This is a genomic window from Pandoraea iniqua (assembly GCF_902459685.1).
Lineage (GTDB): Bacteria > Pseudomonadota > Gammaproteobacteria > Burkholderiales > Burkholderiaceae > Pandoraea > Pandoraea iniqua.
The window spans coordinates 818,126-842,559 of sequence record NZ_CABPSF010000003.1 but is presented as its reverse complement, the minus strand read 5'-3'; the positions used below and the strand labels follow the sequence as shown (position 1 = coordinate 842,559).

At 63.6% G+C, this 24,434-nt stretch carries 22 protein-coding genes; 11 read left to right on the top strand and 11 right to left on the bottom strand.

Annotated elements, in window-relative coordinates:
- Positions 1-21: 21 nt before the first annotated feature.
- The 3 genes from PIN31009_RS14730 to PIN31009_RS14720 all read left to right on the top strand — a co-directional run bounded on the left by PIN31009_RS14730 (position 22) and on the right by PIN31009_RS14720 (position 1,665).
- On the top strand, positions 22-294 hold the full coding sequence (locus tag PIN31009_RS14730) for a ParD-like family protein (protein ID WP_150684376.1): 273 nt from the start codon (positions 22-24) through the stop codon (positions 292-294).
- Positions 294-1,124 (top strand): type I methionyl aminopeptidase, encoded by an 831-nt coding sequence (map, locus tag PIN31009_RS14725; protein WP_150790715.1) that lies wholly within the window; start codon positions 294-296, stop codon positions 1,122-1,124. The genes PIN31009_RS14730 and map overlap by 1 nt, the downstream gene beginning before the upstream one ends.
- Before the next feature lie 211 nt (positions 1,125-1,335).
- Positions 1,336-1,665: a hypothetical protein gene (locus PIN31009_RS14720; protein WP_150790714.1), complete on the top strand. Its 330-nt coding sequence runs from the start codon at positions 1,336-1,338 to the stop codon at positions 1,663-1,665.
- An 18-nt stretch (positions 1,666-1,683) separates the two neighbouring features.
- Here the strand turns inward: PIN31009_RS14720 and PIN31009_RS14715 are convergent, their stop codons facing one another.
- The 7 genes from PIN31009_RS14715 to PIN31009_RS14685 form a co-directional block, all read right to left on the bottom strand.
- Positions 1,684-2,511 (bottom strand): hypothetical protein, encoded by an 828-nt coding sequence (locus PIN31009_RS14715; RefSeq protein WP_150790713.1) that lies wholly within the window; start codon positions 2,509-2,511, stop codon positions 1,684-1,686.
- A 357-nt stretch (positions 2,512-2,868) separates the two neighbouring features.
- Complete coding sequence (locus PIN31009_RS14710) at positions 2,869-3,993, bottom strand: HPP family protein (protein WP_174997175.1); 1,125 nt, start codon at positions 3,991-3,993, stop codon at positions 2,869-2,871.
- 314 nt (positions 3,994-4,307) lie between these two features.
- A complete protein-coding gene (locus PIN31009_RS14705) occupies positions 4,308-4,763 on the bottom strand; it encodes an RcnB family protein (RefSeq protein WP_150790711.1) in 456 nt (151 codons plus the stop codon).
- Between the two features lie 417 nt (positions 4,764-5,180).
- Positions 5,181-6,761: an efflux transporter outer membrane subunit gene (locus tag PIN31009_RS14700; RefSeq protein ID WP_150790710.1), complete on the bottom strand. Its 1,581-nt coding sequence runs from the start codon at positions 6,759-6,761 to the stop codon at positions 5,181-5,183.
- 12 nt (positions 6,762-6,773) lie between these two features.
- Positions 6,774-9,959, bottom strand: coding sequence for an efflux RND transporter permease subunit (locus tag PIN31009_RS14695; protein ID WP_150790709.1), 3,186 nt, complete (start codon positions 9,957-9,959; stop codon positions 6,774-6,776).
- Between the two features lie 65 nt (positions 9,960-10,024).
- A complete protein-coding gene (locus PIN31009_RS14690; RefSeq protein ID WP_150684369.1) occupies positions 10,025-11,341 on the bottom strand; it encodes an efflux RND transporter periplasmic adaptor subunit in 1,317 nt (438 codons plus the stop codon).
- A gap of 26 nt (positions 11,342-11,367) precedes the next feature.
- Complete coding sequence (locus PIN31009_RS14685) at positions 11,368-12,300, bottom strand: alpha/beta hydrolase (RefSeq protein ID WP_150684368.1); 933 nt, start codon at positions 12,298-12,300, stop codon at positions 11,368-11,370.
- A gap of 240 nt (positions 12,301-12,540) precedes the next feature.
- Between PIN31009_RS14685 and PIN31009_RS14680 the strand changes: the two genes are divergently transcribed.
- Genes PIN31009_RS14680 through PIN31009_RS14670 form a run of 3 tightly spaced genes read left to right on the top strand, consistent with a single transcriptional unit; the run spans position 12,541 to position 15,145 of the window.
- Positions 12,541-13,557, top strand: coding sequence for a LysR family transcriptional regulator (locus tag PIN31009_RS14680; protein WP_150790708.1), 1,017 nt, complete (start codon positions 12,541-12,543; stop codon positions 13,555-13,557).
- A 29-nt stretch (positions 13,558-13,586) separates the two neighbouring features.
- The gene (locus PIN31009_RS14675; protein ID WP_150790707.1) at positions 13,587-14,105 is read left to right on the top strand and encodes a GNAT family N-acetyltransferase; all 519 of its coding nucleotides are present in this window, start codon (positions 13,587-13,589) and stop codon (positions 14,103-14,105) included.
- Between the two features lie 38 nt (positions 14,106-14,143).
- Positions 14,144-15,145 (top strand): serine hydrolase domain-containing protein, encoded by a 1,002-nt coding sequence (locus PIN31009_RS14670; protein ID WP_150790706.1) that lies wholly within the window; start codon positions 14,144-14,146, stop codon positions 15,143-15,145.
- Between the two features lie 84 nt (positions 15,146-15,229).
- Here PIN31009_RS14670 and PIN31009_RS14665 read toward each other — a convergent pair whose 3' ends face one another.
- On the bottom strand, positions 15,230-15,964 hold the full coding sequence (locus PIN31009_RS14665; protein WP_150790705.1) for a PA3715 family protein: 735 nt from the start codon (positions 15,962-15,964) through the stop codon (positions 15,230-15,232).
- Between the two features lie 78 nt (positions 15,965-16,042).
- Positions 16,043-16,900, bottom strand: coding sequence for a LysR family transcriptional regulator (locus PIN31009_RS14660; protein WP_150790704.1), 858 nt, complete (start codon positions 16,898-16,900; stop codon positions 16,043-16,045).
- Positions 16,901-17,019: 119 nt separating this feature from the next.
- On the opposite strand from PIN31009_RS14660, the gene PIN31009_RS14655 reads away from it, so the two are divergent.
- The gene (locus PIN31009_RS14655) at positions 17,020-17,400 is read left to right on the top strand and encodes a tautomerase family protein (protein WP_150684363.1); all 381 of its coding nucleotides are present in this window, start codon (positions 17,020-17,022) and stop codon (positions 17,398-17,400) included.
- A gap of 31 nt (positions 17,401-17,431) precedes the next feature.
- On the opposite strand, the gene PIN31009_RS14650 is transcribed toward PIN31009_RS14655, so the two are convergent.
- Positions 17,432-18,058: a nucleotidyltransferase domain-containing protein gene (locus tag PIN31009_RS14650; RefSeq protein ID WP_150790703.1), complete on the bottom strand. Its 627-nt coding sequence runs from the start codon at positions 18,056-18,058 to the stop codon at positions 17,432-17,434.
- A gap of 214 nt (positions 18,059-18,272) precedes the next feature.
- Here PIN31009_RS14650 and PIN31009_RS14645 point away from each other — a divergent pair, with 214 nt between their 5' ends.
- The 4 genes from PIN31009_RS14645 to PIN31009_RS14630 all read left to right on the top strand — a co-directional run bounded on the left by PIN31009_RS14645 (position 18,273) and on the right by PIN31009_RS14630 (position 22,736).
- Complete coding sequence (locus PIN31009_RS14645) at positions 18,273-18,599, top strand: c-type cytochrome (RefSeq protein ID WP_174997174.1); 327 nt, start codon at positions 18,273-18,275, stop codon at positions 18,597-18,599.
- A gap of 181 nt (positions 18,600-18,780) precedes the next feature.
- Positions 18,781-19,809 carry a porin gene (locus PIN31009_RS14640; RefSeq protein WP_150684361.1) on the top strand — a complete coding sequence of 343 codons (1,029 nt, stop codon included), beginning with the start codon at positions 18,781-18,783 and terminating at the stop codon, positions 19,807-19,809.
- Between the two features lie 13 nt (positions 19,810-19,822).
- Positions 19,823-21,514: an arylsulfatase gene (locus PIN31009_RS14635; protein WP_246185677.1), complete on the top strand. Its 1,692-nt coding sequence runs from the start codon at positions 19,823-19,825 to the stop codon at positions 21,512-21,514.
- A gap of 40 nt (positions 21,515-21,554) precedes the next feature.
- Positions 21,555-22,736 carry a formylglycine-generating enzyme family protein gene (locus PIN31009_RS14630; protein WP_150790903.1) on the top strand — a complete coding sequence of 394 codons (1,182 nt, stop codon included), beginning with the start codon at positions 21,555-21,557 and terminating at the stop codon, positions 22,734-22,736.
- 85 nt (positions 22,737-22,821) lie between these two features.
- Here the strand turns inward: PIN31009_RS14630 and PIN31009_RS14625 are convergent, their stop codons facing one another.
- Entirely contained in the window at positions 22,822-24,420 is a 1,599-nt protein-coding gene (locus tag PIN31009_RS14625; protein WP_150790702.1) for a hypothetical protein, read from the bottom strand.
- Positions 24,421-24,434: the final 14 nt, after the last annotated feature.

Here is a 24,434-nt window from a genome sequence, read left to right as displayed (position 1 = left end):
CGTATATAAGAGGTCCGCAATATGGGTATCGTCAAGATATCGGAGCAAATGCATGAGGCGCTGCGCAATACCAGCGGCGCACTCAGCCGCTCGATCAACGCGCAGGCCGAGCATTGGCTGCGTGTCGGCATGCTTGCCGAACTGAATCCGACCCTGAGTTACGGCGAAATTTGCCGCCGTCTCATCGAATCCGACGGCGCGTCTGCGGCATCGGTGGCCTCGGCCCCGCTGCCAGCGAGTGCTGTTTCTCCAGTAACCGGTGCACCTGTCACCGCATTCAACAAGGTGGCGTAATGGTGCGCGAACACGTTGTCATCCGCTCGAAAGAAGAAGTTGCCCTCTCACGCCGTGCCGGCCAGTTGGCCGCACAAGTGCTCGACATGATTGGCGAACACGTCAAACCCGGTGTCACGACCGATGAACTTGACCGCATTTGCCACGATTTCATCGTGCATGAGCTGAAAGCCGTGCCGGCCAACATCGGCTATCACGGGTATCCGAAAACGGTCTGCACGTCGGTCAATCACGTGGTCTGCCACGGCATTCCCGGCGAAAAGCGACTGCATGACGGCGATATCGTCAACATCGACGTCGCACTGATCAAAGACGGCTGGTTCGGCGATACGAGCCGTATGTATTACGCGGGCAAGCCCGGCATTCTCGCCAAGCGGCTGGTCGACACCACCTATGAGGCGATGGTCGCGGGCATTCGTGCCGTTCGTCCGGGCGCCACGCTCGGTGACGTGGGCTACGCGATCCAGACCGTCGCCCATCGCGAAGGCTTCAGCATCGTGCGCGACTATTGCGGCCACGGCATCGGCACGACGTATCACGACGATCCGCAGGTGCTTCACTACGGCCGTCCCGGCACCGGGCTGACGCTCAAGCCGGGCATGATCTTCACGATCGAGCCGATGGTCAACGCGGGCAAGTCCGACACCAAACAGTTGGGCGACGGCTGGACGGTGGTCACGCGCGACCGTTCGCTCTCCGCCCAGTGGGAACACATGGTGGCCGTGACCGAGACCGGTTTCGAAGTGCTGACGCAGTGGCCCGACGGGCTCGGCGAATACGAGCGTTTTGGTGCGCTCAGCGTCAGCCCGGCCACGGCAAACGCCGCCTGATCGGGTCGGATCGAGATCGCGCGCGGGGGCATGGGTAGTGCGTCACCCGCGCGGATAGCCGCCGAAGTTCAGTCGAACAAAAGCCCCCATTCGGATGATGCGAATGGGGGCTTTCGCGTGCTAGGATTTCTCGTCATGAGGCATCGAGGCGGTGTGCTTCGCGCCGTTCGCCTGCCTGCGACAGACATCCGTCAGACCTCCCAGAGACATCATGAAAGTGATAGCGGACGAAGGGAATCTCGTAGAAACGGCAGCCTTGGCGTGCCGGTTCGCCCACGACGAGTTTGCCCGGATCATCGGTGTAGAAGTGCTCGCTGATGGCGATGTTGCCAATTTCCTGCTCGACCGTTTGGCGAGCATGCGTTTCACTCCCCAAGAAAAGCCCAACGGCGCGCTGCTCGTGCAGCGTGTGCACGCGTGCGTTTATGCGATGCCAATGGCCGTTCGACAGGGCGAAGCCGAGATCATCGAAGTGCGGCTGGCCGTCGTGCCGCAAGTGCAGCACGGACTGGCCACGCAACTGGTGATTACTAAGCGCTGACGGCGGCGGGCGCCAGGCTCAGACGTCGTCCGGGGTATCGTCGAGCGCAAGCATGCGGTCTGCGTAACGCCGGTAAAACCAGCCGTGCAGGCTCGTCCCCACGGCAATGTAGGCCACCGTCACGAGGGTCTGTAAGATCAGCGCGCCGAGCAGGACGGTCGTAACGCCGGGCATGACGTGCAGCAGTAGGCCGAAGGCGATCGTCAGCAGCAAGCCAACACCCATCAGCGGCAGCACCGTTACGATACCGGTGCCGAGCATCACCCAGAAATGACCGCGCGTGTCCTCCCAAGCCGCCCGCCAGCGCTTGGCTCTGCCCACGCTGACCTGCCCGAAGATGAGCGATATGCGCACCATAAAAAACACCAAAGCGCAAAGCAGGAGCGCCGTGAACGTCGCCATGGCTGGGCGTGAGTCGCTCAGGCTGGCGGCGCGCAACGCGAACACGGCAACCAGAAGCGCAAGCGTGAGCATGACGCTGAGCACGAAGCCGACTTGGATCGCCGCCCATATATAGCGCCAGAGGTCTCTGCCGTACCACGGCGTTTGCCGCGCGGCATCGGCGCCGAGAATCGTGTGGCGATACACGTGCACGGCCAACACCGCGAACGAGAACAAAATCACGAGCGTCAGAAGCACTGCCAGCGCGCCGAGACCCAGACGAAGCCCCGGCGAGCCGCCGCTTTGCGTCGTCATGAGCATCAGTTGTTTGACCGAAGCGTTAAGTGCCGTCGCGACGAGCATGACGACGGCAATCGTAATACTCAGCAACGGGCGGCTGCGCAGGGCGTCGAATCCGTCGCGCCATGCTCCCTTGAAACACTGCTTGAACGTGATCGGTTCCATGATTCCCCTGAGCGTGTGTCGCTTCGTGATCCGAAGCTGTGCGGCGATGACGCGTCCCGGAGCTTCTGAGGAGCGCGGGGTGGTTTGGCCGTGAGCGCACCCGTCGTGGTATGCCGGCAATGGAGATGCGCGCCCGTTGATCGAATACGTTATGCGGCGCGCCACATGCATGTCACGACGCCGCCATTCTCACAGATCGGCGAATGCCTGACAAATGGCGGGCGAGGAGAGAGGAGGGTGTTTGGAGGGAAGCGTCGACACGCGTGGTCGACGTGTTTCGTTGTGCGAAAAACAACGATCGAATGACGGGGGGAAGGGTGAGCGCGCCGCTGTCGCTGCGCGCCCACCATCGACCATTCAAGCCGACATGACTTTGCGCAGGACTTCCGCGTGCGTAATCACGCCGACGAGCCGCGCGGCCTCGTCCAGCACCGGCACCGTGCCGTGGCGCTGGGCGGCGAGCAACGGCACGATTTCGGAAAGCAGCATGCCGGTGGTGGCAGACTTCATGCCGGGCTGGATGAGTTCGCGCACGGACGGACGCGGCCCCGCGCTCAAGGCCACGCCAAAGCGAGGCCAGCGTTGTGCGCGGGCGCGCCGGGTATGCAGATCGTGACGCGTGACCAGACCGATCACCCGGGCATCGGCATCCACAACCGGCAGGGCGTCGAGACCGTGGCGCTGCAACATGCGCCAAGCCGTAGGCACCTCGTCGTAGGCCTTCACATGGGCGGGCGACTTCGTCATCACGTCGCCAACGGTCAGTTCACGTGCCCGGCGGGCATAGGCTTCGCGTTGGGTATCGCGCAGCAGATCGGCCAGATCGTCGGCTGAGATGGAGAGCAGTTCACTGTGACGGGCGAGCGCCTTTTCGGCATCGGCCGTGGTGACCTGAACGCCGGCCGTGGCGTCGGCAGCCGGACGCGCCGGTGCCGCTTGGGCGCGGGCCACGTGCGGATACCGATGGCCGGTGATCGCGTGATAAGCGATGGCTGCGGCCAGCAGGGCCACGGACTGCACCGCAATCGGCTCCAGCAGGAAGCCGTAGCCGAGGGAGTGCACGGCGGGGCCACCGAGGACAGCCGTCAATGCCACGGCACCTGAGGGCGGATGCACGCAACGCAGCGTGAACATCAACGCGATCGAGATACCGACGGCGGCGGCCGCCGCCACGACGGGCGACGGGATGAACATGGCGCACGTCACACCGACGAACGCCGAAACGAGATTGCCGCCGAGGATCGACCACGGCTGCGCAAGGGGACTGGCAGGAACGCCGAACAACAAGACTGCGGAGGCACCCATCGGGGCGACCAGCCACGGAATATAGGTCGCGGGGCCCAGCAGCCAGAGCATCAGGCCGCCAGTGAAGGCGATGCCACACAAGGCACCCACCCCGGCGCGTAACCGCTCGCGCCATTGCACCGCCACCACGGCGGGCAGAAAACCGGTCAACCACTGCCTTACATCACGTTGCGTCATTGCCATGTCGTCCCCTCCGCCGACCGCACCGAAGTGGGGCAATCGATTGATATTTTGTGCATGATATATCGTATATCGATGGATTGGGAGAGCATGAGCGCGTGATTTTAGTGCTGCGGCGCAGCGAAATCCCTGCGTTGCCCCACGCGCTGGCAACGCGATGCACCAAAAGGAAGAAAACGAGACGATGTAGGAGGGATGTCTTGCGAGGTGGCAACGCGGAATGCAAAAGCGGCAGGGCTTTGAGGCCCTGCCGCTCGTTGGCAAATTTGGCAAGTCAGCGGGAATTTGCCACGGTCAGTGGCGCGTGGCGGTCAGCGTCCGCCGCCGACCACCATGTCCGCGATCACGCCGGTCGCGATGGCCACCAGCAGGAAGTCCCCGCCGACGCCAACCCATTGATACCCACGACGGGGCGGCGGCAGGCGGTAGTCGCGATAATTTTCGACGACATACTGACGGTCGCGATACTGCTGCGGGACACGGTCCCCTTTGCGCCAATCCGGGTGTTGCCATGTATCTTCAGCGGGGCCTGCGTGACCGCGAGGCGGCGGGCCGCCGTGTTGTGGGCCGTGTCCTTGCGGCGCACCGTGTTGCGGGCCGCCATGGCCGGGGGGCGGACCTTTGTGGTCGCCACGGTCGCCCTGATCGCCGCGGCCCGGGCCACCGGGACCACCTTGCGGCGGTGGGCCGCCCTGTGCGAGGGCGAGGGTGGATGACACCGCCATGCCGGCGGCGAGAACAATCGACAACGTCTTGTGCATCTTCATTCTTTGCACTCCTTTTCGTAAGGTCTGGCGACCGCACGCGGGGGAAGCATTCGAGATGACTTGCCAGTAACGATCACCGTGCAGGTGCGCTGCATATGACGGCAATCGTAGGGCCATCCTACCATCGCAAGACAAAAAAAAGCCCGGGCATGTCGGACGTCGATTGACGTGGGACAGACGCCGGGCAAGCAGGGACGCAGGGAAGAAACGGGTTGAAAACGGGTGGAAAACCCGGTGAAACATTCCTGTTGCGGCATCCCGAAGGAGCATCGAAACCGGCGGCGCGCATGGCGCGCAAGGGGAGGGGGCAACTCCACGCGCCGCTCGCCTTGGGGGACACGAGGGCGGCCGCCGGCCCGATGCTTTCGGTGCCTACAACGCTAAATCACTTCACTGTTATTTACGTCTTTTCATCACTCATCGAGCGGCAACCGTTGCCGCACTCGTCGCCACACCGACAGCCGGTGCATTGGCGGTGGCCACAGGCGTACCTGCCGAACCCGCCGCCGGCGTGCCCGCTGCCGCCGGCACGTCACCCCAGCCGCCACCCAGTGCGCGGATCAGGTTGACGGTCGACACGGCTTGCGCACCGGCCAACTGCACCGCGCTGCGTTGTGATTGCAACACCGTGCGTTCGGCGTCGATGACATCCAGATAAGCGATCGAGCCTTCCTTGTATTGCGTGCGCGACAGTTGCGCTGCGCGGTTCGACGCCTTCACGGCATCGTCCTGAGCGCGCGTCTGGTCGGCGAGCAAGCGCAGGTTCGACAGGTTGTCCTCGACTTCGCGGAACGCCACGAGCACTTGCTGGCGATAGTTCGCGACATCTTCTTCGTACTGCGCCCGTGCCCGCGACAGATTCCCGCTGCGTGCACCGCCGTCGAAGATCGGCAACGCCAGCAAGCCGCCCACGGCCGGGCCGAGCAGGAACGTCCGGCTCGACCAGTTGAACAGATCGCCCAACGTGGCCGCTTCAAAGCCGCCCGAGCCCGTGAGCGAGAGCGACGGGAAGAACGCAGCCTTCGCCACACCGATACGGGCGTTGGCGGCAGCCATCGCACGTTCAGCCGCGGCGATATCCGGGCGGCGCTCCAGCAGTGCCGAAGGCAACCCCGCCGGAATGCGCACGGAGACCGGTTGAAGCGGCGTCGGCGTGTACGTGAACTCCGCCGGCGTCTTGCCCAGCAGAATCGCGAGGCTGTGCTCCGACGCGGCACGAAGTCGCGCGACAGCCAGCGAATCCGACTGCGCCGTGGCCAGCTCGGCCTTGGCGCGCGCCACATCCAACTCGTCGATGTCACCTTCGGTAAAACGGCGTTGCACGAGCTTGAGTGCGTCTTCACGCAGCTTCACGGTTTGTGTGTACAGCGCCTGTTCGGCGTCGAGCTCACGCAGGTTGAAGTAGTTCTGCGCCACGTCGGCCTGCAACGCGAGCTGCACCGAGCGGTACAACGCTTCGCTTTGCTCGGCATCCGCGCGGGCGGCGGCCACGTTATCCGACACGCGGCCAAACAGATCCACTTCGTAGCCCACGCTCGCCTGCGCACGCCACAGCGTGTACGGCGCGATATTGCCGCCGTCCGGCTGCAACTGCGAGGCCGGCGAGATCTTCTGACGTGTCGGGCCGAAGCCCGCGTCAAGCGTCGGGAAGAGGGCGGCACGTGCCTGACGCTGCACGCCGCGCGCTTCCTGCACGCGCGCCGCCGCAGCCTTCAGGCTTTGGTTGGCGGCGAGCGCGTCGTCTTCGAGCTTGTCGAGCGTCGCGTCGCCGAACACCTTCCACCATTCACCGCGCGCCACCGCTTCCGAGGGCTGTGCGGTCTTCCACGTGCCCGCGTCGGCGGCCGACAGCGAGGCTTCCTTGAACGCCGTCGGCGTGCCTTTATCGGTCACCTTCGGCACTTCATACGTGGGGGCCATCGAGCAGCCCGCCACCACCAGCAGGGCACCGAGCAAGCTCGAGATACCCAGACTGCGTTTGATCCATTGCGATTGCATGATTGGCATCCTTCAGACTTCGGCCTTGACGTTGGCGGGCATGGTCGACGCGTGAGCGCTATGCAGCGGCTTCTTGCCGGCCAAGGTGCGCAGCAGCACGTAGAACACCGGCGTCAGCACCAGACCGAAACCGGTCACGCCGATCATGCCGAAGAACACGGCCACGCCCATGGCATGACGCATTTCCGAACCCGCACCGGTCGACATCACCAGCGGCACCACACCCATGATGAACGCGATGGACGTCATCAGAATCGGGCGCAGACGCAGGCGGCTTGCCTCGATAGCGGCAGCCGCGGCAGTGCGGCCCTGCATTTCCAGTTCCCGGGCGAATTCCACGATCAGAATCGCGTTCTTCGCCGACAACCCCACCAGCACCATCAAACCGATCTGCGTGAAGATGTTGTTGTCACCGCGCGTCAGCCACACCCCGAACAGGGCAGACATGATGCTCATCGGCACGATCATGATCACGGCCAGCGGCAGCGTCAGGCTTTCATACTGAGCAGCCAGCACCAGGAACACCAGCAGCACCGAGATCGGGAACACCCACATCGCCGAATCGCCCGCCAGAATTTGCTGATACGTCAGGTCGGTCCATTCGAACTTCACACCACGCGGCAGGGTTTCGGCGGCAATCTTCTCCACCGCAGCCTGTGCCTGACCCGACGAGTAACCCGGGGCCGGGCCACCGTTGATGTCCGCAGCCGTGTAGCCGTTGTAGCGCACCACCATTTCCGGACCGTACGTCGGCGTGACCTTCACCAGCGACGACAGCGGCACCATATCGCCCGACGAGTTACGCGTCTTGAGCAGGCCGATGTCTTCGGCATGGGCACGGAACGGAGCGTCTGCCTGCACACGCACCTGATACACGCGGCCGAACTTGTTGAAGTCGTTCACGTACAGCGAACCGAGGTAGATCTGCATGGTGTCGAACACGTCGGTGATCGGCACGCCGAGCTGCTTGGCCTTCACACGGTCGAGGTCCACGTTCAGTTGCGGCACGTTGATCTGGTACGACGAGAACGTCGGGCCCAGTTCCTTCGTCTGCGAGGCCTTCTTGATGAACGCTTGCGTTGCATCGTTCAGGGCTTCGTAGCCGAGTGCACCACGGTCTTCCACTTGCAGCTTGAAGCCGCCGAGCGTACCCAGACCCAGCACCGGCGGGGGCGGGAACACGGCGATGAACGAGTCCTTGTTCTTCGAGTACTCGCCGTTGAGCTTTGCTGCAATCGCGGCCGCCGACAACGACTTGTCCTTACGCTGGTCGAACGGCTTGAGCGTGACGAACACGATGCCTGCCGACGACGAGTTGGTGAAGCCGTTGACCGACATCCCCGGGAACGCCACGGCGCTCTTCACGCCGGGGGTCTTCAGTGCGATGGCCGACATGTCGCGAATCACCTTGTCGGTGCGCTCAAGCGATGCACCGTTGGGCAACTGAGCGAAGGCGATCAGATATTCCTTGTCCTGCGCCGGCACGAAACCGCCCGGCACCACCTTGCCCAGCAGCACCGTGATACCCAGCAGCACCGCGAACAGCGCCATCATGACGGCCTTGCGACCGATCACGCGGGTCACGCCCTGACCGTACTTTTCCGAACCGCGATGGAACACGCGGTTGAATGCACCGAAGAAGCCGCCGAGATAGCGATTCATCTGACGCGTGAGCCAGTCCGGCTTGGCGTGATGGTCCTTGAGCAGCAGGGCGGCCATGGCCGGCGAGAGCGTCAGCGAGTTGAAGGCCGAGATCACCGTCGAGATGGCGATGGTCATGGCGAACTGCTTGTAGAACTGACCCGTCAGGCCCGACATGAACGCGAGCGGCACGAACACGGCTACCAGCGTGAGGGCGATGGCGACAATCGGACCGCTCACTTCCCGCATGGCCTGATACGTCGCTTCCTTCGGTGTCAGCCCGGCAGCGATGTTCCGCTCGACGTTTTCCACCACCACGATCGCATCGTCCACCACGATACCGATGGCCAGCACCATCCCGAACAGCGACAACGCGTTGATCGAGTAGCCGAAGCCGAGCAGCAGGGCAAACGTACCCACGATCGAGACCGGCACGGCAAGCAGCGGGATGATCGATGCACGCCACGTTTGCAGGAACACGATCACCACCAGCACCACCAGCGCGATAGCTTCGAGCAGCGTGTGCACCACGGCCGAGATCGACGAGCGCACGAACTGCGTCGGGTCGTACTCGATGCGGTATTCCACGCCCGGGGGCATGTCTTTTTGCAGGTCGGCCATCGCTGCGCGGACGTCGTCCGAGATTTGCAACGAGTTCGCACCCGGCGACTGGTTGATACCCAGACCCACGGCCGGCTTGTTGTCGAGCAACGAGCGCAGGCTGTACGACGACGCGTCGAGTTGCACGCGGGCCACATCGCCCAGATGCGTCACGGCGCCGTCCGGCGAGGTCTTCAGGATGATGTCGCGGAACTCTTCTTCCGTGTTCAGACGGCCACGCGCATTGACGTTGAGTTGCAGCGGCGTATCCGGGCCGGCCGGCGTTGCGCCGATCACACCTGCGGCGACCTGCACGTTCTGCTCGCGAATGGCCTTCACCACGTCCGACGCGGTCAGGCCGCGCTGGGCGACTTTGGCCGGGTCGAGCCACACACGCATCGAGTAGTCGCCTGCGCCCCACAACTGCACTTCACCGACGCCCTTGATACGCGAGAGGCGATCCTTGACGTTGATGAGCGCGTAGTTGCGCAGGTAGGTCATGTCGTAGCGATCGTTCGGCGAGATCAGGTGCACCACCATCGTGAGCGTGGGCGACGACTTGATGGTCGTCACGCCAAGGCGCTGCACGTCGTCCGGCAGGCGCGGCAGCGCTTGCGAGACACGGTTCTGCACGAGCTGCTGCGCCTTGTCCGGGTCGGTGCCCAGACGGAAGGTCACGGTCGTGGTCAGGTTGCCGTCGCTGTTGGCCTGCGACTGCATGTACAGCATGTTTTCCACACCGTTGATCTGCTCTTCGAGCGGCGAAGCCACCGTCTCAGCGATCACCTTCGGGTTGGCGCCCGGGTACTGGGCGTGCACGACGACCGACGGCGGTACCACTTCCGGGTACTCCGAGATCGGCAGCTGGAACACGGCGATTAAGCCGGCCAGCAGCGTGATGACCGAAAGAACCCCCGCAAAAATGGGCCGGTCAATAAAGAATTTTGAGATGTTCATTACGAAACTCTGAGGTGTCGTTCAGCGTGTGATTCGTGACGGTGCGAGCGAGTGCATCGTCATCATTACGAACGCGTCGCCGTTGCGTTCACCGCCGCCGACTGGGCCGGTTTGGCCGTGGCCGGTGTCTTGCCGCTGGCGTCGTTCTGCGAAGTCGTCTGGCTGGCGGCCGGGGTGGTGGCCGGGTTGGCGGCCACTGCCGGTGCGACGATGTCGTGCGCGTCGCCCTTGTCGGCAGCCATCTTCACGGTCTTCGGCGAGACCGGGTCACCCGGGCGCACACGTTGCAGACCGTTGACGACGATGCGCTCGCCGTCTTTCAGGCCACCGGCAATTTCCACGAGCCCGCCGTGGCGCTCACCCAGTTGCACTTCGCGGTACTGCACCTTGTTGCCGGCGTCGACCACGAGCACGAACTTCTTGCTCTGGTCGGTGCCGACCGCGGCTTCGTCGATCAGCAGGGCCGGGTGCGGCTCGCCGCCACCGACACGAATACGGGCGTACAGGCCCGGGACGAGCGCGCCGTCGGCGTTGTCGAAGCGAGCGCGCACGCGGATCGTGCCCGACGTGGTGTCGAAGCGGTTGTCCACCGAGTACACCGTACCTTTACGCGAATAGCCCGACTCGTTGGCGAGGCCCAGATCGACGGGCACGCCGCTCGGCTTGGCCGTGTCGCGCGAGAGGTAGCGCAGGTAGGTCTGCTCATCCACATCGAACGACGCGTAGATCGGCGAGACCGACACCACGGTGGTCAGCGCGGGCGACTGCGCCCCGGCCGACACGGTGTTGCCGACGGTGATTTCCGCGCGCGAAACGCGGCCGGCCACCGGTGCCACGATCTGCGTGTAGCCCAGATTGATCCGTGCGGTTTCGAGCGCAGCGCGCGCGGCCTTCACGTTGGCGACGGCTTCACGCGCCGCGTTTTCCTTCTGGTCGAAATCCTTCTTCGCGATGGCGTTATCCGCGATCAGGCGTTCGGCACGGGCGAGGTCGGTGCTGGTGAAGACGTCACGCGCCTGTGCCGAGGCGAGTTGCGCAGCGGTGCGATCGACTTCGGCCGCATACGGGCGCGGGTCGATGGTGAAGAGCGCGTCGCCTTTCTTCACGAGCTGGCCGTCCTTGAAATGAACGGCGGTGATGGTGCCTGACACGAGCGGCTTGATATCGACGCGATCCACCGCGTCGAGCCGGCCGGAATAGCTCTGCCAGTCGGTGACGGTGCGTGAGATCACGTTGGCGACATCGACTTCAGCGGCCGGCATGACTTGGGAGGCCGGCGGCGTGCTGGCGTCCACACGCACGACAGTGAGCGTGCCGAGGGCCACGAGCGCGACCGTAGCGGCGGCGGCGAGGATGACGGGTTTGCGAGCGAGGGTGGTCATTATTCAAATCTCCGGAACGGATGGACTCACTGGGTAGAGCCAGCGGCAGGCGGTGCCAGCCGGCGTGTCAGGAAGGCGGCCACCTCCCGCAATGCAGCGGGCAGGGCGGCGAGGCCGTGATGGGACGCGCTGCGATGGCGCGTGACTTGCGTCGGCACGCCGGCCGCGATGAGTTCGGCAGCGTATTTTTCGGCTTCGACGTGCAGCAGGTCGTGTTCGGCAGAGGCGATCAGCGTGGGCGGCAAACCACCCAGACGTCGCGATTCCAGCGGCGCGGCGTACGGATGCAGGCGCTGCGTGGCGTGCGGCAGATAAGCGCGGTAGCACTTGGCGCATTCGCTCGCTTCGATATCGCTGGGCGTGCGGGCATTGGCCAGACGCGTCATGCTCGGATCGAGCAGCGGGGCCAGCAAGGCCTGCGCGGAGATCGTGATTTCGCCGCGGTCGCGGGCGATCATCGTGAGCGACGTGGCGATGTTGCCGCCCGAGTCGTGGCCGGCCACCGCGAGGCGGCGCGGGCTGGCGCCGTAGCGGCGGGCGTGGCGCTGCACCCAGAGGGCCGCGCACCAAGCGTCTTCCGGCGCGGCGGGAAACGGGAATTCAGGGGCAAGCGAGTACGCGACCGACACCACCAGCGCCGGCACGTGCGTGGCGAGGTAGCGGGCGGCGGCGTCGCCGTCGTCGAGCGTGCCCGTGCAGAAGCCGCCGCCGTGGAAATACAGCACGGTGGGCAGGTGCGCTTCGAGCGGCACGACGACGCCGGGTTCACCCGTTTGGGCCGGATGGTCGGACGTGTGGCCCGACTTGGCAGCTTTCGCCGACTGGCCGGGCTTGGCCACGGGACGGTACAGGCGCAGCGTCAGCGGGCCGACGTGGCCGGCAATGCTGACGTCTTCAATGCGCAGTCCGTCGCCGGTTTGGCTGGCGTGGCCCGATTGTGGCTTGGCGTTGGCAGACATATTCGCTTTGGGCTCGCGTGAGCGACACCCCTCTGGTGACTTTCGATGGACCGAAGTCTAGAGGCCACGCACATTGGGATAAACGCCTATAATTTGGCAACACTGTTCGGCCAGTTCGACTAATCGGCGCCTGCCTTGCCCGTATTGGCTTATGCCGCCGACCAATATGCTTATATCCGTGCGATTGGCGTGAATTCGTCGGATTGGCCAGTGCGACAGCGTTTTCAATGGGGAAACATCATGGATCGCTTGCAAGCGATGCAGGTCTTTACGCGGGTGGTGGAGGCGAACAGCTTCTCGCGCGCCGCCGACAATCTCGGCATGCCGCGCACCTCCGTGACCACGATCATTCAGAATCTCGAGGCTCATCTGGGCACGCGGCTATTGCAGCGCACGACCCGGCGGCTGAACCTCACGCCTGACGGGGCGGCGTATTACGAGCGTTGTCTGCGCATTCTGGCTGACATCGAGGAGACGGAATCGTCGTTCCGGGAGAGCAGCCAGCGCGTGCGTGGCAAGCTGCGCATCGACATGCCGGGCTCGCTCGGCAAGCTGGTCGTGCTGCCGGCGTTGTGCGAATTTCACGACCGTTATCCTGAGATCGAATTGATGGTCGGCATGGGCGACAAGCCCGTCGATCTGATTCAGGAAGGGGTGGATTGCGTGCTGCGCGTGGGTACGTTGCAGGATTCCAGTCTGGTGGCGCGGCGTGTGGGCATGTTCCAGAGCGTGACGTGTGCGTCGCCGACGTATCTCGAACGCATGGGCATGCCGCATACGCTGGACGATCTGCAACGGCACACGGCCGTGCACTACTTCTCGAGCCGCACCGGGCGTGTGATCGAAGAGCAGTTTTTGGTCGACGGCAAAGAGGTCGACATCCACATGCAGGGCTCGGTCGCGGTCAACGACGCCGAGGCGTATCTGCAACTCGGGCTGTCGGGCTTCGGCACGGTGCAGTTGGCACGCTTCATGGCGCTGCCGTATCTGCAATCGGGGCAGTTGGTCGAGATTCTGCATCAGTGGAAACCGCCGCCCATGCCCATTTCGGCGGTCTATCCGCATAATCGTCATTTGTCGCCTAAAGTGCGCGTATTTGTCGACTTCATCGCCGAACTGTTTGAGCGCTGCCCGTTGCTGCAAGGGCTCGACGAGACGGCTGGAGAGTGCAAACCGACCGTGGCGGCACCCGATGCGGATGGCCGTTGGGCAACGTCGTACGGCACCGAAATGGCGCCGCAAGAGGTGGTCGTTTGACGTTGGCTGTGACGTCATCGGCGTCGCCAATGTCAATCGTGAAGGTGCGCCCGGCGACGCTTGCTGACGCCGAGGCGCTCCCGCTCATCGACCGCGACGCGGGACAGGTATTCCGTCGGTTTCCCGAGCTTGCGTGGTTGGCGGACGGTGAAGGGATGCCAGTTGAGCGCCATCGTGCGTTCATCGAGAAGGGCGCCGCGTGGGTTGGTGTCGATGAAAACAATGCGCCGGTCGGGTTTCTCGACGCAGAAGTCGTTGGCGGCGAACTCCACGTGTGGGAGATGTCAGTGCATCGCGACTGGCAAGGGCGTGGTCTTGGCCGGGCGTTGATGGCGGCGGCCAGCGCCTATGCGACACGCGCGGGGCTGACGGCGCTCACCCTCACAACGTTTCGCGATGTGCCTTGGAACGGGCCGTTTTACGAGCGTCTGGGGTTTGCGGCAATCTCGCCATCCGAGCTGAGTGCAAGGCTCAGGCAAGTCTTGGACGACGAAGTGGCAGGCGGATTACCGCAAGACCGGCGCTGCGCAATGCGGCGCATTCTGTAGAATCACTTTCCCCGACAGTCCTTCCCGTGGTGCCGCCGATGGATCTCGACAAGTTTCTGGCGCAGGTCACATCGAACGGTCCCATCGCTGGCGTCTCGCTCGCGACGTTACGCGCGGGCGAGCGCGACATCGAGCGATATGCGGGTATCCGTGGCACGCACGATTCCGCAGCCGTCGACGCGCAGACGGTATTCGAAGCCGCCTCGCTCACCAAACCCCTCGTTGCCTTCATCGCCCTTCAACTGATCGAAGAGGGGCGTCTTGACCTGCATCGTCCCTTGATCGATATCTGCGGCGAATACGTCGCGAACGATCCACGCGCTCGCGCCATCACGGCGTTTCACGTCCTCACGCATACGAGTGGCCTGCCGAACATCGTTCGCGACGAGGCGCCGCTTCGCACCTATTTCACACCCGGTGAACGCTTCAGCTATGGCAGCAGTGCATTCGCGTGGCTTCAGCGGGCGATGGAAACGGTCGGCGGCGCTTCGTTGGAAACACTCGCCTGCGCTCGCGTCTTCGCGCCGTTGGGGATGCATCACTCAAGCTTGCACTGGCAGGAACGCTTTGCGGAAAATCATGCGCAAGGCCATGAGTGGGAAGGCGAGCCGGTGCCGAAGCGACGCTTGCCGACCGCACAGGCGTCATGGTCGCTGCTGACGACGGCGTCCGACTACATGGCGTTTGTTCAGGCGGTCTTGGCCGGACGCGGTCTTTCAGACGAGAGCCATGCTGCGTGGTTCGAGCCCCGGGTGAACACCCGGCAGGTCGAGGTGGAGGATCTGCGCGGTGAGTTTCCTGCCGATCCCGCTGTCGGATGGGGCTTGGGCTGGGGGATCGAGATCGAGCAGAAATGCTGCTTTCACTGGGGTAATAGCCCCGGCTTTCGCGCCCTCGTGCTCGCGAATCGCCAGACCCGGGATGCCATCGTCTGGTTCGCAAATTCCGCACGCGGTCTGCGACTCGCGCACACGGTCGTGCCGTTAGCCGTCGCGGGCGAACATCCGTGCATCCGCTGGTTGAACATCGGGCACTTTTGACGCGCCCGGCACGCCCGGCATCGAGGATGCACGGGACCGAGTGCGCTCATGGGCGGTGGGGGTACGAGAGAACGCGAAGGATATTCAGCTGCCGGCGAGCGCTTTCGGAACGATGTACTGCGAACCGTCGTAATCAAGCGTGACGTTGGCGCCTTTGGATGTGCTTTCTTTGCTCGCGCAGTCGTTGCGTGTGGGCTTGTTCGTCGTGGTAACGGTCTTTTCGCTGACGATCAATTTCGCGTAGCCCGCTTTACCCGCTGCGCCGACGGAGACGGCACGCGACGTATCCGAGAAACTGCCTGCGCAATTGCCATCCCACTCGCCACCCCCTTGTTGCGTCGCCAGATTGTTGACGACTTTGCGCAACTTCGCGCCGTCGACGACATACAGGCTGACAGTGGTTTGCGAAAACGGATTCACGCGCGACGACCCTTCATAAGTCGCGCGAACGCCGAAAGCGACGACCTGCGGCGTGAGGCGCCAAGGCGCGGTGTCGAGCGACAGGCTGCGCAATTGCACGGCGTCCGACGTGATCGCAGCGTTTTCGAAGGTGTGCGCAATGATTTTGCCTGTCTGGCTATCGGCCACCAACACTTCCACGTCGTAGACCTTGTCGTCATCCGCGCTGCCCTTTTGCGGCAGCGGCAGGACAGCCAGCGTTTGGGCGGGATTCGCGGGCCAGACCTTGCAGGCCGCCACATCGGTATCGACCGTGCGGCCGGGTTGCAACGTCTGCGCCCATGCCTTGAAGTGGTCTTGGCAATCGGCATGCGCAAGCAACGGCGCGCAGAGCAGGGCGGAAGCAATGAGGGTTCGCATGGGGATCGGCAGCCGACAGATGACGTGAGAAAGGTGGCTCATTCTACTGGCGGCTGCGGCTCGCGACCACAGCGCAAATCACCCACGCACCGCCGCGCGAAAGGCCGCCGAGAGGGCGGCAATCGTTTCGCGTGCGCGCCCGTCCTTGATGCGCGTGTGGAGGAGCACAGGCAAGCGCGGCAAGTCAGGCAACCCGAGGCGCGGGCCGACGTCGACGGCACCGAACGGCAGCATGCGCGGTGCCAGCGCGGCCACCCCCAATCCGGCCATAACGGCGGCTGTGACGGCAGCCACTCCGCCGCCCACGAAAATCTCGGTCCATGGCACCCCGGAAGCGTCGAGCATCTTGCCGGCCATCACACGCACGCCACAGGGCTCGGCCAGTGTCGCCACCGGCAGTGGCTCGTCGCTGCGATGCTGCCAAGCCGGCGCCGCATACCAGCCGAATTTCTCGTCCGCCAGCACTTCGCCGTCGGTGCGCCCGTCATGCAGGCGCACGATCACGGTATCGAATTCGCGGCGGTCAAAGCTCTGAAGCAGGTCGCACGACGACCCGATGCGGATCTCGATCAACAGCTTCGGGTCTTGCGCATTCATGCGGGCGATCAGGGCGGGCAGTTCCGGGCCGGCGACGTGATCGCTGATGCCGATCGTGAGACGCTGACGCGTGCCGGCCACCGACGATAGCGCCCGGTCGTGCACCTTGAGCAACTCACGCGCATGCTCCAAGAATGCCGCACCCTGCACGGAAAGCTCGACATACCGGGGCGTGCGCTCGAACAGACGAAAGCCGAGCCGATCTTCCAGCCGTTTGAGCTTGAGGCTCACGGCAGCCTGTGTGGTGAGCATCGCCTCGGCCGCGCGCGTGAAGCTGCCGAATTCGGCAATGCGCACGAAAGCGTCGACAGCATCGAGGTCCAGCGGGCGTTCAATCATATTCAATGTTTATCAATGAAATAATTGGCGATAGCATATCAAAATAGATAAGCTGGCGTTGCTTCTACAGTTCGTTTCTACTGTTCATTTCTACCGCTCATTTCCACAGGAGCCAAGCCATGCCACTCGTCAGCATTTCCCTTCGTGCCGGAAAGCCGGAAGCGTACCGTCAGGCGATTTTCGATAGCGTCTATCAGGCCATGCGCGAATCGTTCAACGTGCCCGAGAACGACCAGTTCATGACCATCAGGGAACACGACGCCGCCAACTTCCGGTACGACCCGACCTATCAGGGCGTCTCACGTAGTGACGATGTCATGTTCATCCAGATCACCGCGAACAACACGCGAACGCTGGAGCAAAAGAAGGCGTTCTACCGCCGTTTGGTGGACTTGTTGGGCGAGCGCCCCGGTGTGCGGCCCGACGATGTCTTTATCAGTCTCGTCGAGGTCGCCAAGGAAAACTGGTCGTTCGGCAACGGACTCGCGCAGTACGCATGAACGCCGCAGGCCATGCGCATGCGAGTGCGCTTCAGAGTGCCTGAAGCCAGTCGTGTCCGGGATGCAGTGTGGTTAACCACTGCCGCAGATCGTCTTTTTCGGACGGCGGCAACTTAGGCAACGCGAGACGGAAATCGCGTTCGTCTTTCTCGCGGCGGTGCTTCGCTTTGAAGAGCAGCACCGCCGCTGGGCACAGATAGGGCACACCGTCGCCGTTTTTCCGGATCATGTCGATCCGCGCGCACCGCAGGTCCGGCGCACGCTTATACGCCCACGTGTCTCGTGTGCCCTGCGTCTCGACCATCATGTCGACACGCCAGCAACGCTCAGCCAGATCCCCGCCCCACAACTGTGTGATGTCTGCCGCCGGAGGCTCGGACGCAGGCAGGTGCTCGACCACGCCATCGCGCACGGTAAAGAACACCAACTCCGCCAGCATGTCCCGGAAGTGACTCACGTCCTCGGGCAGCACGGAAAACTCCAGATCTTCATGCTCGCGTGTCTGCGTGCCGTGCCACAGATCGAGTGCCCAGCCCCCCACGACATACCAATGCGCCGATGTCTCGCCCAATCGCTGCGCGAGATCGTTGGGTGTCCATGCGGCCCAAGCCTCGTCGGGGAAGGGGGTAATCGGGGCAATCGGCGGGAGAGGGGACATCGCGTGATCAGCAGAAATGGCAGATCCCGCATCTTGCCCGAGATCCCGGAAAACGGAACCCCCAGCTATAACCAATCGATGATGTGCATCCCGAAAGAGTGATATGTATTTTATTTTTTTACAATGTATTCTTTTGTAACGATACGTATACATAAAAAAGTCACAGTTCAGCGATGCCGCTGTCGGGGGATCGCACATTTTTGAGGGGTTAACCATGAAATTCCGCGCTGTCTTCAGCGTTGCGCTAACGCTGAGTGCGTCCGGCATGTTCGGCGTGCTGACGAATACGGCAACGGCTGCGCCTTCGGCGAGCGAGCAGACCTGCCGCGCTTGCCACGACATGAACGACAAGAAGGTGGGCCCGGCGTTTCGCGCCATTGCGGCGTCATATCGCGATGACCCGGCGGCGCTGGCGAAGATCAAGAAAAGCATTGTCGAAGGCAGCAGCGGCAAATGGGGCTCGATCCCGATGCCGCCGAACGCGCTCGCCGAAGGTGAGGCCGATCGTTTTGCCGCGTGGGTCATGAGCCTCAACAAGTAGTTCTTTGCGGGTGCGCTACTACGAGCTACCCAGTGCTACCCCGCGCTGCCCCGCATCCCCGCCGCTACCCACACGAACGAACACCCCCAACCGGGACCCCGCACACGTTGCCGGGCCACCGGACCACCGTGCCCTGACGTTGCCCGCGACATGACGAGGCGGCGCTCGCACAGGAGGAGACATGTACAAGAAAGCCTGCACGGCGCTGGTTCTGGCGCATTGTTCCGGCGCGTCGTTTGCGCAAACCGGACCGACACTGTCCGGCGTTGTCGATAGCTACTTCGAAACCATCCGCGCGCAGAATCAGACCACGCCTCGTATGCAAAGCGGCGGTCTGCAAACCTCGCGCTTCGTGTTTCGCGACGTCGAGAAAATCACCGACACGCTGGAAGCCCAAGCGGTGCTGGAATGGCGGTTCCGGGTCAACAACGGCACGACACCGGTGCCGCCGGCGCGCGATGCCTACGTCGCGCTTAAAGGCGACTTCGGACGCTTACTGCTCGGGCGCATGCGCGTGACGTCAGCGACCACCTATGGCCGCATCGACCCGACCTACACCGGCAACTACAGCGTCATCACCAACGTCATCGCCTCGTACGAGCGCTGGCTCGAGAACAACACCATCAAGTACGAGACGCCCAAATGGAACGGCTTTCAGGTGATCTCGTCGCTGTCTCTGGGCAAGCAGGGCGAGAACCTCGCGACCGGTGAGCGCCGCAACAGCGGGCAGGGGACCAGCACGGGTCTGCGCTATTCGACCGGACCGTGGTTCGCATCGGTGGTCTACGACAACTTCAACAACGCCCGGCCGGGCGAGAGCATGCAGGACGTGTGGCTCGTCGGTGAATACTGGGTTCGCGGGCAGTACAAATTCACGGCGGCCGTGCATCGCTATTCCGGCATCTATACGTCGGGCAAGCCGTCGCAGCAGGGCTTCGACTGGCAACTCGGCGGCCGTTACCAACTCACCGCCGCAGACGAGCTCGTGGTGTCGCTGGTCAATCGCAACGAGAGCGGTGGCTCGAACGGCGATGCCACCGGGCTATACGTGGGCATCGAACATAGCCTCTCGAAGCGCACGCGACTCTACGCGAGCTATGCGCGCATCAACAATCGCGGCAACAGCCGGTATGCGCTGGCATTCGATATGACACCGCTGCCCGGCGAGAACACGAGCGCCGTGGCATTGGGCATCAGTCATGCCTTCTGAGGGGAGCCTGAACGTGAATGATCGAACGAACGTATGCCGCCGTACGGTGCGCACGCTGCTCGCCGCGTGCATGACTGCGATGGGTGTGAGCATGGGTGTGAGCGCTTGGGCCGCTCCTGCGCAACGCCCGAATATCCTGATGATTCTTGCCGACGATCTCGGGTACTCCGATGTCGGTGCATTCGGTAGTGAGATTCGCACGCCGAATCTCGATGCGCTCATCGCGTCGGGCCGGATCCTGACGAACTTCCACGTCGCCCCCAGTTGCTCGCCCACGCGCGCCATGCTGCTTTCCGGGGCCGATCACCATTTGTCCGGACTGGGCACGATGGCCGAGACGTTGCAGATCTATCAGGTCGGACAGCCGGGTTACGAAGGCTATCTCAACGAGCGCTCGCTCTCGATTGCCAGCCTGTTGCGCGATGGCGGCTATCACACGTACATGGTCGGCAAATGGCACCTCGGGCTCACGCCGGGGCAAAGCCCGCAGGCGCGCGGCTTCGAATCGTCGTTCGTCCTGTTGCAAGGCGGCGCCGCACACTTCGGGCCGACGCCGGGCAAGATCACGTCGGCCGATCGCGCGTCGTATCGTGAGAACGGCAACATCGTGCGCCTGCCGGAGACCTTCTATTCGAGCACTGGCTACACCGACAAGCTGATCGGCTACATCGAGCGCAATCGGGCCGACGGCAAGCCGTTCTTCGCCTATGCCGCGTACACGGCACCGCATTGGCCGCTGCAAGCGCCCGACGAGACGATCGATCGCTATCGCGGCCGTTACGACGCCGGGTACGACGTGATTCGCGACGAGCGCCTCGCACGGCAAAAAGCGTTGGGCATCGTGCCGCGCGATTTCAAACCGGCGGCACAATTGCCGGTGTCACCGGCGAACCCCGCGTGGGAGCAATTGACGCCCGATCAACGCAAGACCGAAGCCCGCAAGATGGAGGTGTACGCCGCGATGGTCGAGAGTCTCGATGCAAACATCGGGCGGCTCATCGATTACCTCAAAGCCACCGGCCAATACGACAACACCTTCGTATTTTTCGCGTCGGATAACGGGCCTTCGGGGGAGCGCGTCGACGTGTTCTATCCGGACGGTCCGGATAACGACAACAGTTACGCGAACATGGGCCGCCGCCGCTCGAACATCGCGTTGGGTACGCGCTGGGCCGAAGTCAGTGCGACGCCGTTCCGGTTGTTCAAGGGTTATCCGGCGGAAGGCGGCGTGAGCGTGCCTGCGATCGTGCGGATGCCCCGGCAGCATGTCGCGCAAGGGCAGGCCGCGCAACTGACCTCGGTACTCGATCTCGCGCCGACGTTTCTGCAACTGGCCGGTGTCGCGAACCCCGGAAGCCGCTACCGTGGTGAGGCGGTCAATCCGATGACAGGCAGTTCGTTGTTGCCGTTGCTGACCGGCAGCACGAAGACGCATCTTCCCGACGACGCACTGGTCGGTGAGGAGTTCGCCGGTAATCGATACATCCGCGACAACCGCTGGAAGTTGTTGTCCGTGCACATGAAACAAGGTCCGCATCCGGTCGCGGGTCCGCCCGACTGGAAGCTCTACGATATGTCGGCGGATCGCGGCGAGACACAGGATGTCGCTGCCGACAATCCGGATATCGTGAACCGGTTGAAACGCGGCTGGCGTGAGTACATGTCGCGTGTCGGCGTGGTGTTGGCGCCGGGCGTGACTGAGTGAGGGGAGTGAGGGGAGTGTGGGAGTGATGCGAACGATGCGAATGATGTCACGTCGCTCGACACTGTCGGCGTTGCTCGTCGTGGCGTTGGCCGGTGGGGCGGGGGCGTGGTTGTCGGCGCACGGCGGTGCGCAGCCGATGGCGCTGTCCACGCCGCCGGTGCCGCGTATCGGCGATGGGCGTAAAGGTCCCGAACGCATGGCGTGGATTCCCGCGCAGCGCTTCCTCATGGGCACGGATAGCCGTCTCTCGCAGCGCAACGAACGGCCGGCGCACGCCGTGCAGGTCAGCGGGTTCTGGATGGACGTGCACGATGTGACGAATGCCGAGTTCGCGCGCTTCGTTGCTGCCACTGGCTACGTCACCACCGCCGAGCAGGTGCCACGTTGGGACGATTTGAAAGGGCAGTTGCCGCCGGGGACACCGGCGCCCGCCCCGGGAGCACTCGTGCCGGGTGCTATGGTGTTCGTCGGCACGGACACACGTGTGCCACTGTTCGATGCCTCGCGCTGGTGGCGATACGTGCCCGGCGCCAACTGGCGTCATCCGCAGGGGCCGGGCAGCGATCTGGCAGGCAAGGAGGACCATCCGGTGGTGCAGGTGTCGTATGACGATGCGCGGGCGTATGCCGACTGGGTGGGCAAGCGTCTGCCGACCGAGGCCGAGTGGGAAGTGGCCGCGCGCGGCGGGCTGACGCAGGCCGATTACGTCTGGGGCGGCAGCAAGTCGCCTGACGGGAAGGCGATGGCCAATATCTGGAACGACGACATGCAGCCGTTCCCAGTCGCCGGTGCCACCAAGATTGAAGTCGGCACGCGTCCCGTCGGCAGCTACGCACCGAATGGCTATGGTCTGTACGACATGGCTGGCAACGTCTGGCAATGGGTGGCGGACTGGTATCGCGCCGACTATTTTGCGCAGCAGGCGGGGCAAGCCAAGCGAGGAGAGCGCGTCATCGATCCGCAAGGCCCGGCGCAGAGCTTCGATCCCGACGACGGCGCGACGCCAGCCGATGCGCCGAAGCGCGTAACCCGTGGCGGCTCATTTCTTTGTACGGATACGTATTGCAGCGGCTATCGCACGAGCGCCCGGCGGGGCACCGACCCGAGCAATCCGATGTCGCACATCGGCTTTCGGCTGGTGATGACGCAGGATCAGTGGGCGGCGCGCACGACTGCGGAAAGCGTATCGGCAAACGTGCCGGGTTCGGGCTCAAGCCTGTAGATGTGCAGCGCGACGCAGGTGCGTTCGACGTTGCCCGCTCGCCGGTGTTTGGCGTGAATCCGGTGAGCGTCTGCCGTCGCATCCATCATTTCTTTTTACCGCCTTTCGTCCTCGGGCGACGGACCACGCGCCTTGGCGGTGGGGCAGGTGGTGTGTCGTCCCGCGCCTCTTCTTTGCTGTCGTCGTGATCGTGGTCGTGGTCCGGTGGTGGTTCCGGTTCGTCTTCGGTCTCGGTGAACTTGCCGCGCTTCTTCACGCGGGCAGGCGCAGTCGTCCCCCGCAGATGGTCTTCAGCGTTCGATTTCAGCGTGCGTTTGCCGCGCGTGCCCGGCACGAGCGTGTCGCCGGCATCGTCGTTTTCCTCGACATCCTCTTCCTCATCGACGTCATCCGCCTGCACCTCGTGTTCGTGTTCGTGTTGGTGTTCGTGTGTATACGCTCGCGCGTAGTAGGCCTGAAGGTTTTCCTTGGGGTGGCGGGCTTGACCGGTTTTCCAGTCGAACGCGTGGTGTGTGCCGATGCGTCCGCCTGCGCCGGTAATGATGCCCGGGTTCCCCTCGTGCCGATAAGACCCGGCGGCCGACACGCCGAACGTCGCCAGGCCGGTTTGCGTCGCGAGGAATGAAAAGCCGGGAGGAAGGTGGGTATCCAGCTCGCTTTGATACCTCGGCACCGTGTCCGCCATCTCTTGATTGCAGCCGCCAGCATAGCCGCTGCCGCCACGACTCCCGCAGGATGTGCGGTTCTCGACGATGTCGGTCGTCACCGGGGGAAGGCCCAGCGCGGCAATGAGATGGTCTTCGTCTTCGAGGTTGCTGAGATCGATACCCATAGCCTCTGCCACGAAGCTAAGGTCGCTGGCGTTCTTTTTGACGGCCCCCTTGAAGCCTTGGCTATGCACCGCGTTGGCTTCCGCATGCGCCTTCTTCCGGCCGTCCGGTAGTGTCACGCCCTCTGGTGGCTGCCCTTGCTTGAAAATGTGACTCTTGTGGAAGGCGAACGGATCGGTGCCGGGCAGATCGTCGAGCGACGTACTGTTCCCGGTGGGACCGAAAACGTGGCGAACATCCCCTGGGCCGCTCGTGAGAATGGCGGCGTTCGTGTCCTTACCGGTGAACGCCGTGTCCTTCGTAATGCTCGGGGGCGCGGAGGAACTCGGCAGCAACGCGCTCACCTGTTCCCGGTGGACGTGGCCGCCGGTGGTCAGCAACGGACCGAAATGCGCACGATGCTGATGAAGCGCGAGCGAGGTCGGATCGGTGATCGTCGGCGGCGCGCTCGTCGGCGGCACGAACTGGAAGTTCACCGCGGGGCGCTCCTCGAGTGCGCGCGCCGCTTCGGCTTGCGCGTCGTCCGAGAGCTTCTTTTTTTCGGCGTCCAAGGCCTGCTCTTGGGTGTCGAATGTCTGTTCTGGCAGTTCAGTGCTGACCCACTTCCGGCCGGCCGTGCGTAACCGGTAGACCTTGCGCTGAATTGGCGGTGCCGCAGAGAAGGACTGAAGTGCCGCGAATTGCTGCGTTCGGGGACTTTGGGCGATGAGGTGGTTCAGCTTTCGCTGCGCGACGCCGCGAGGACTCTGATCTTCGAATGTCTTCGCAGTGCCGCCGCATGCACAATGACCTGACGGGTCATGCTGATTGCGTGCTTGCGAATCTCGATCACCGCCATCAAGGTACGTTCCCATGAATCCCCGCCCAG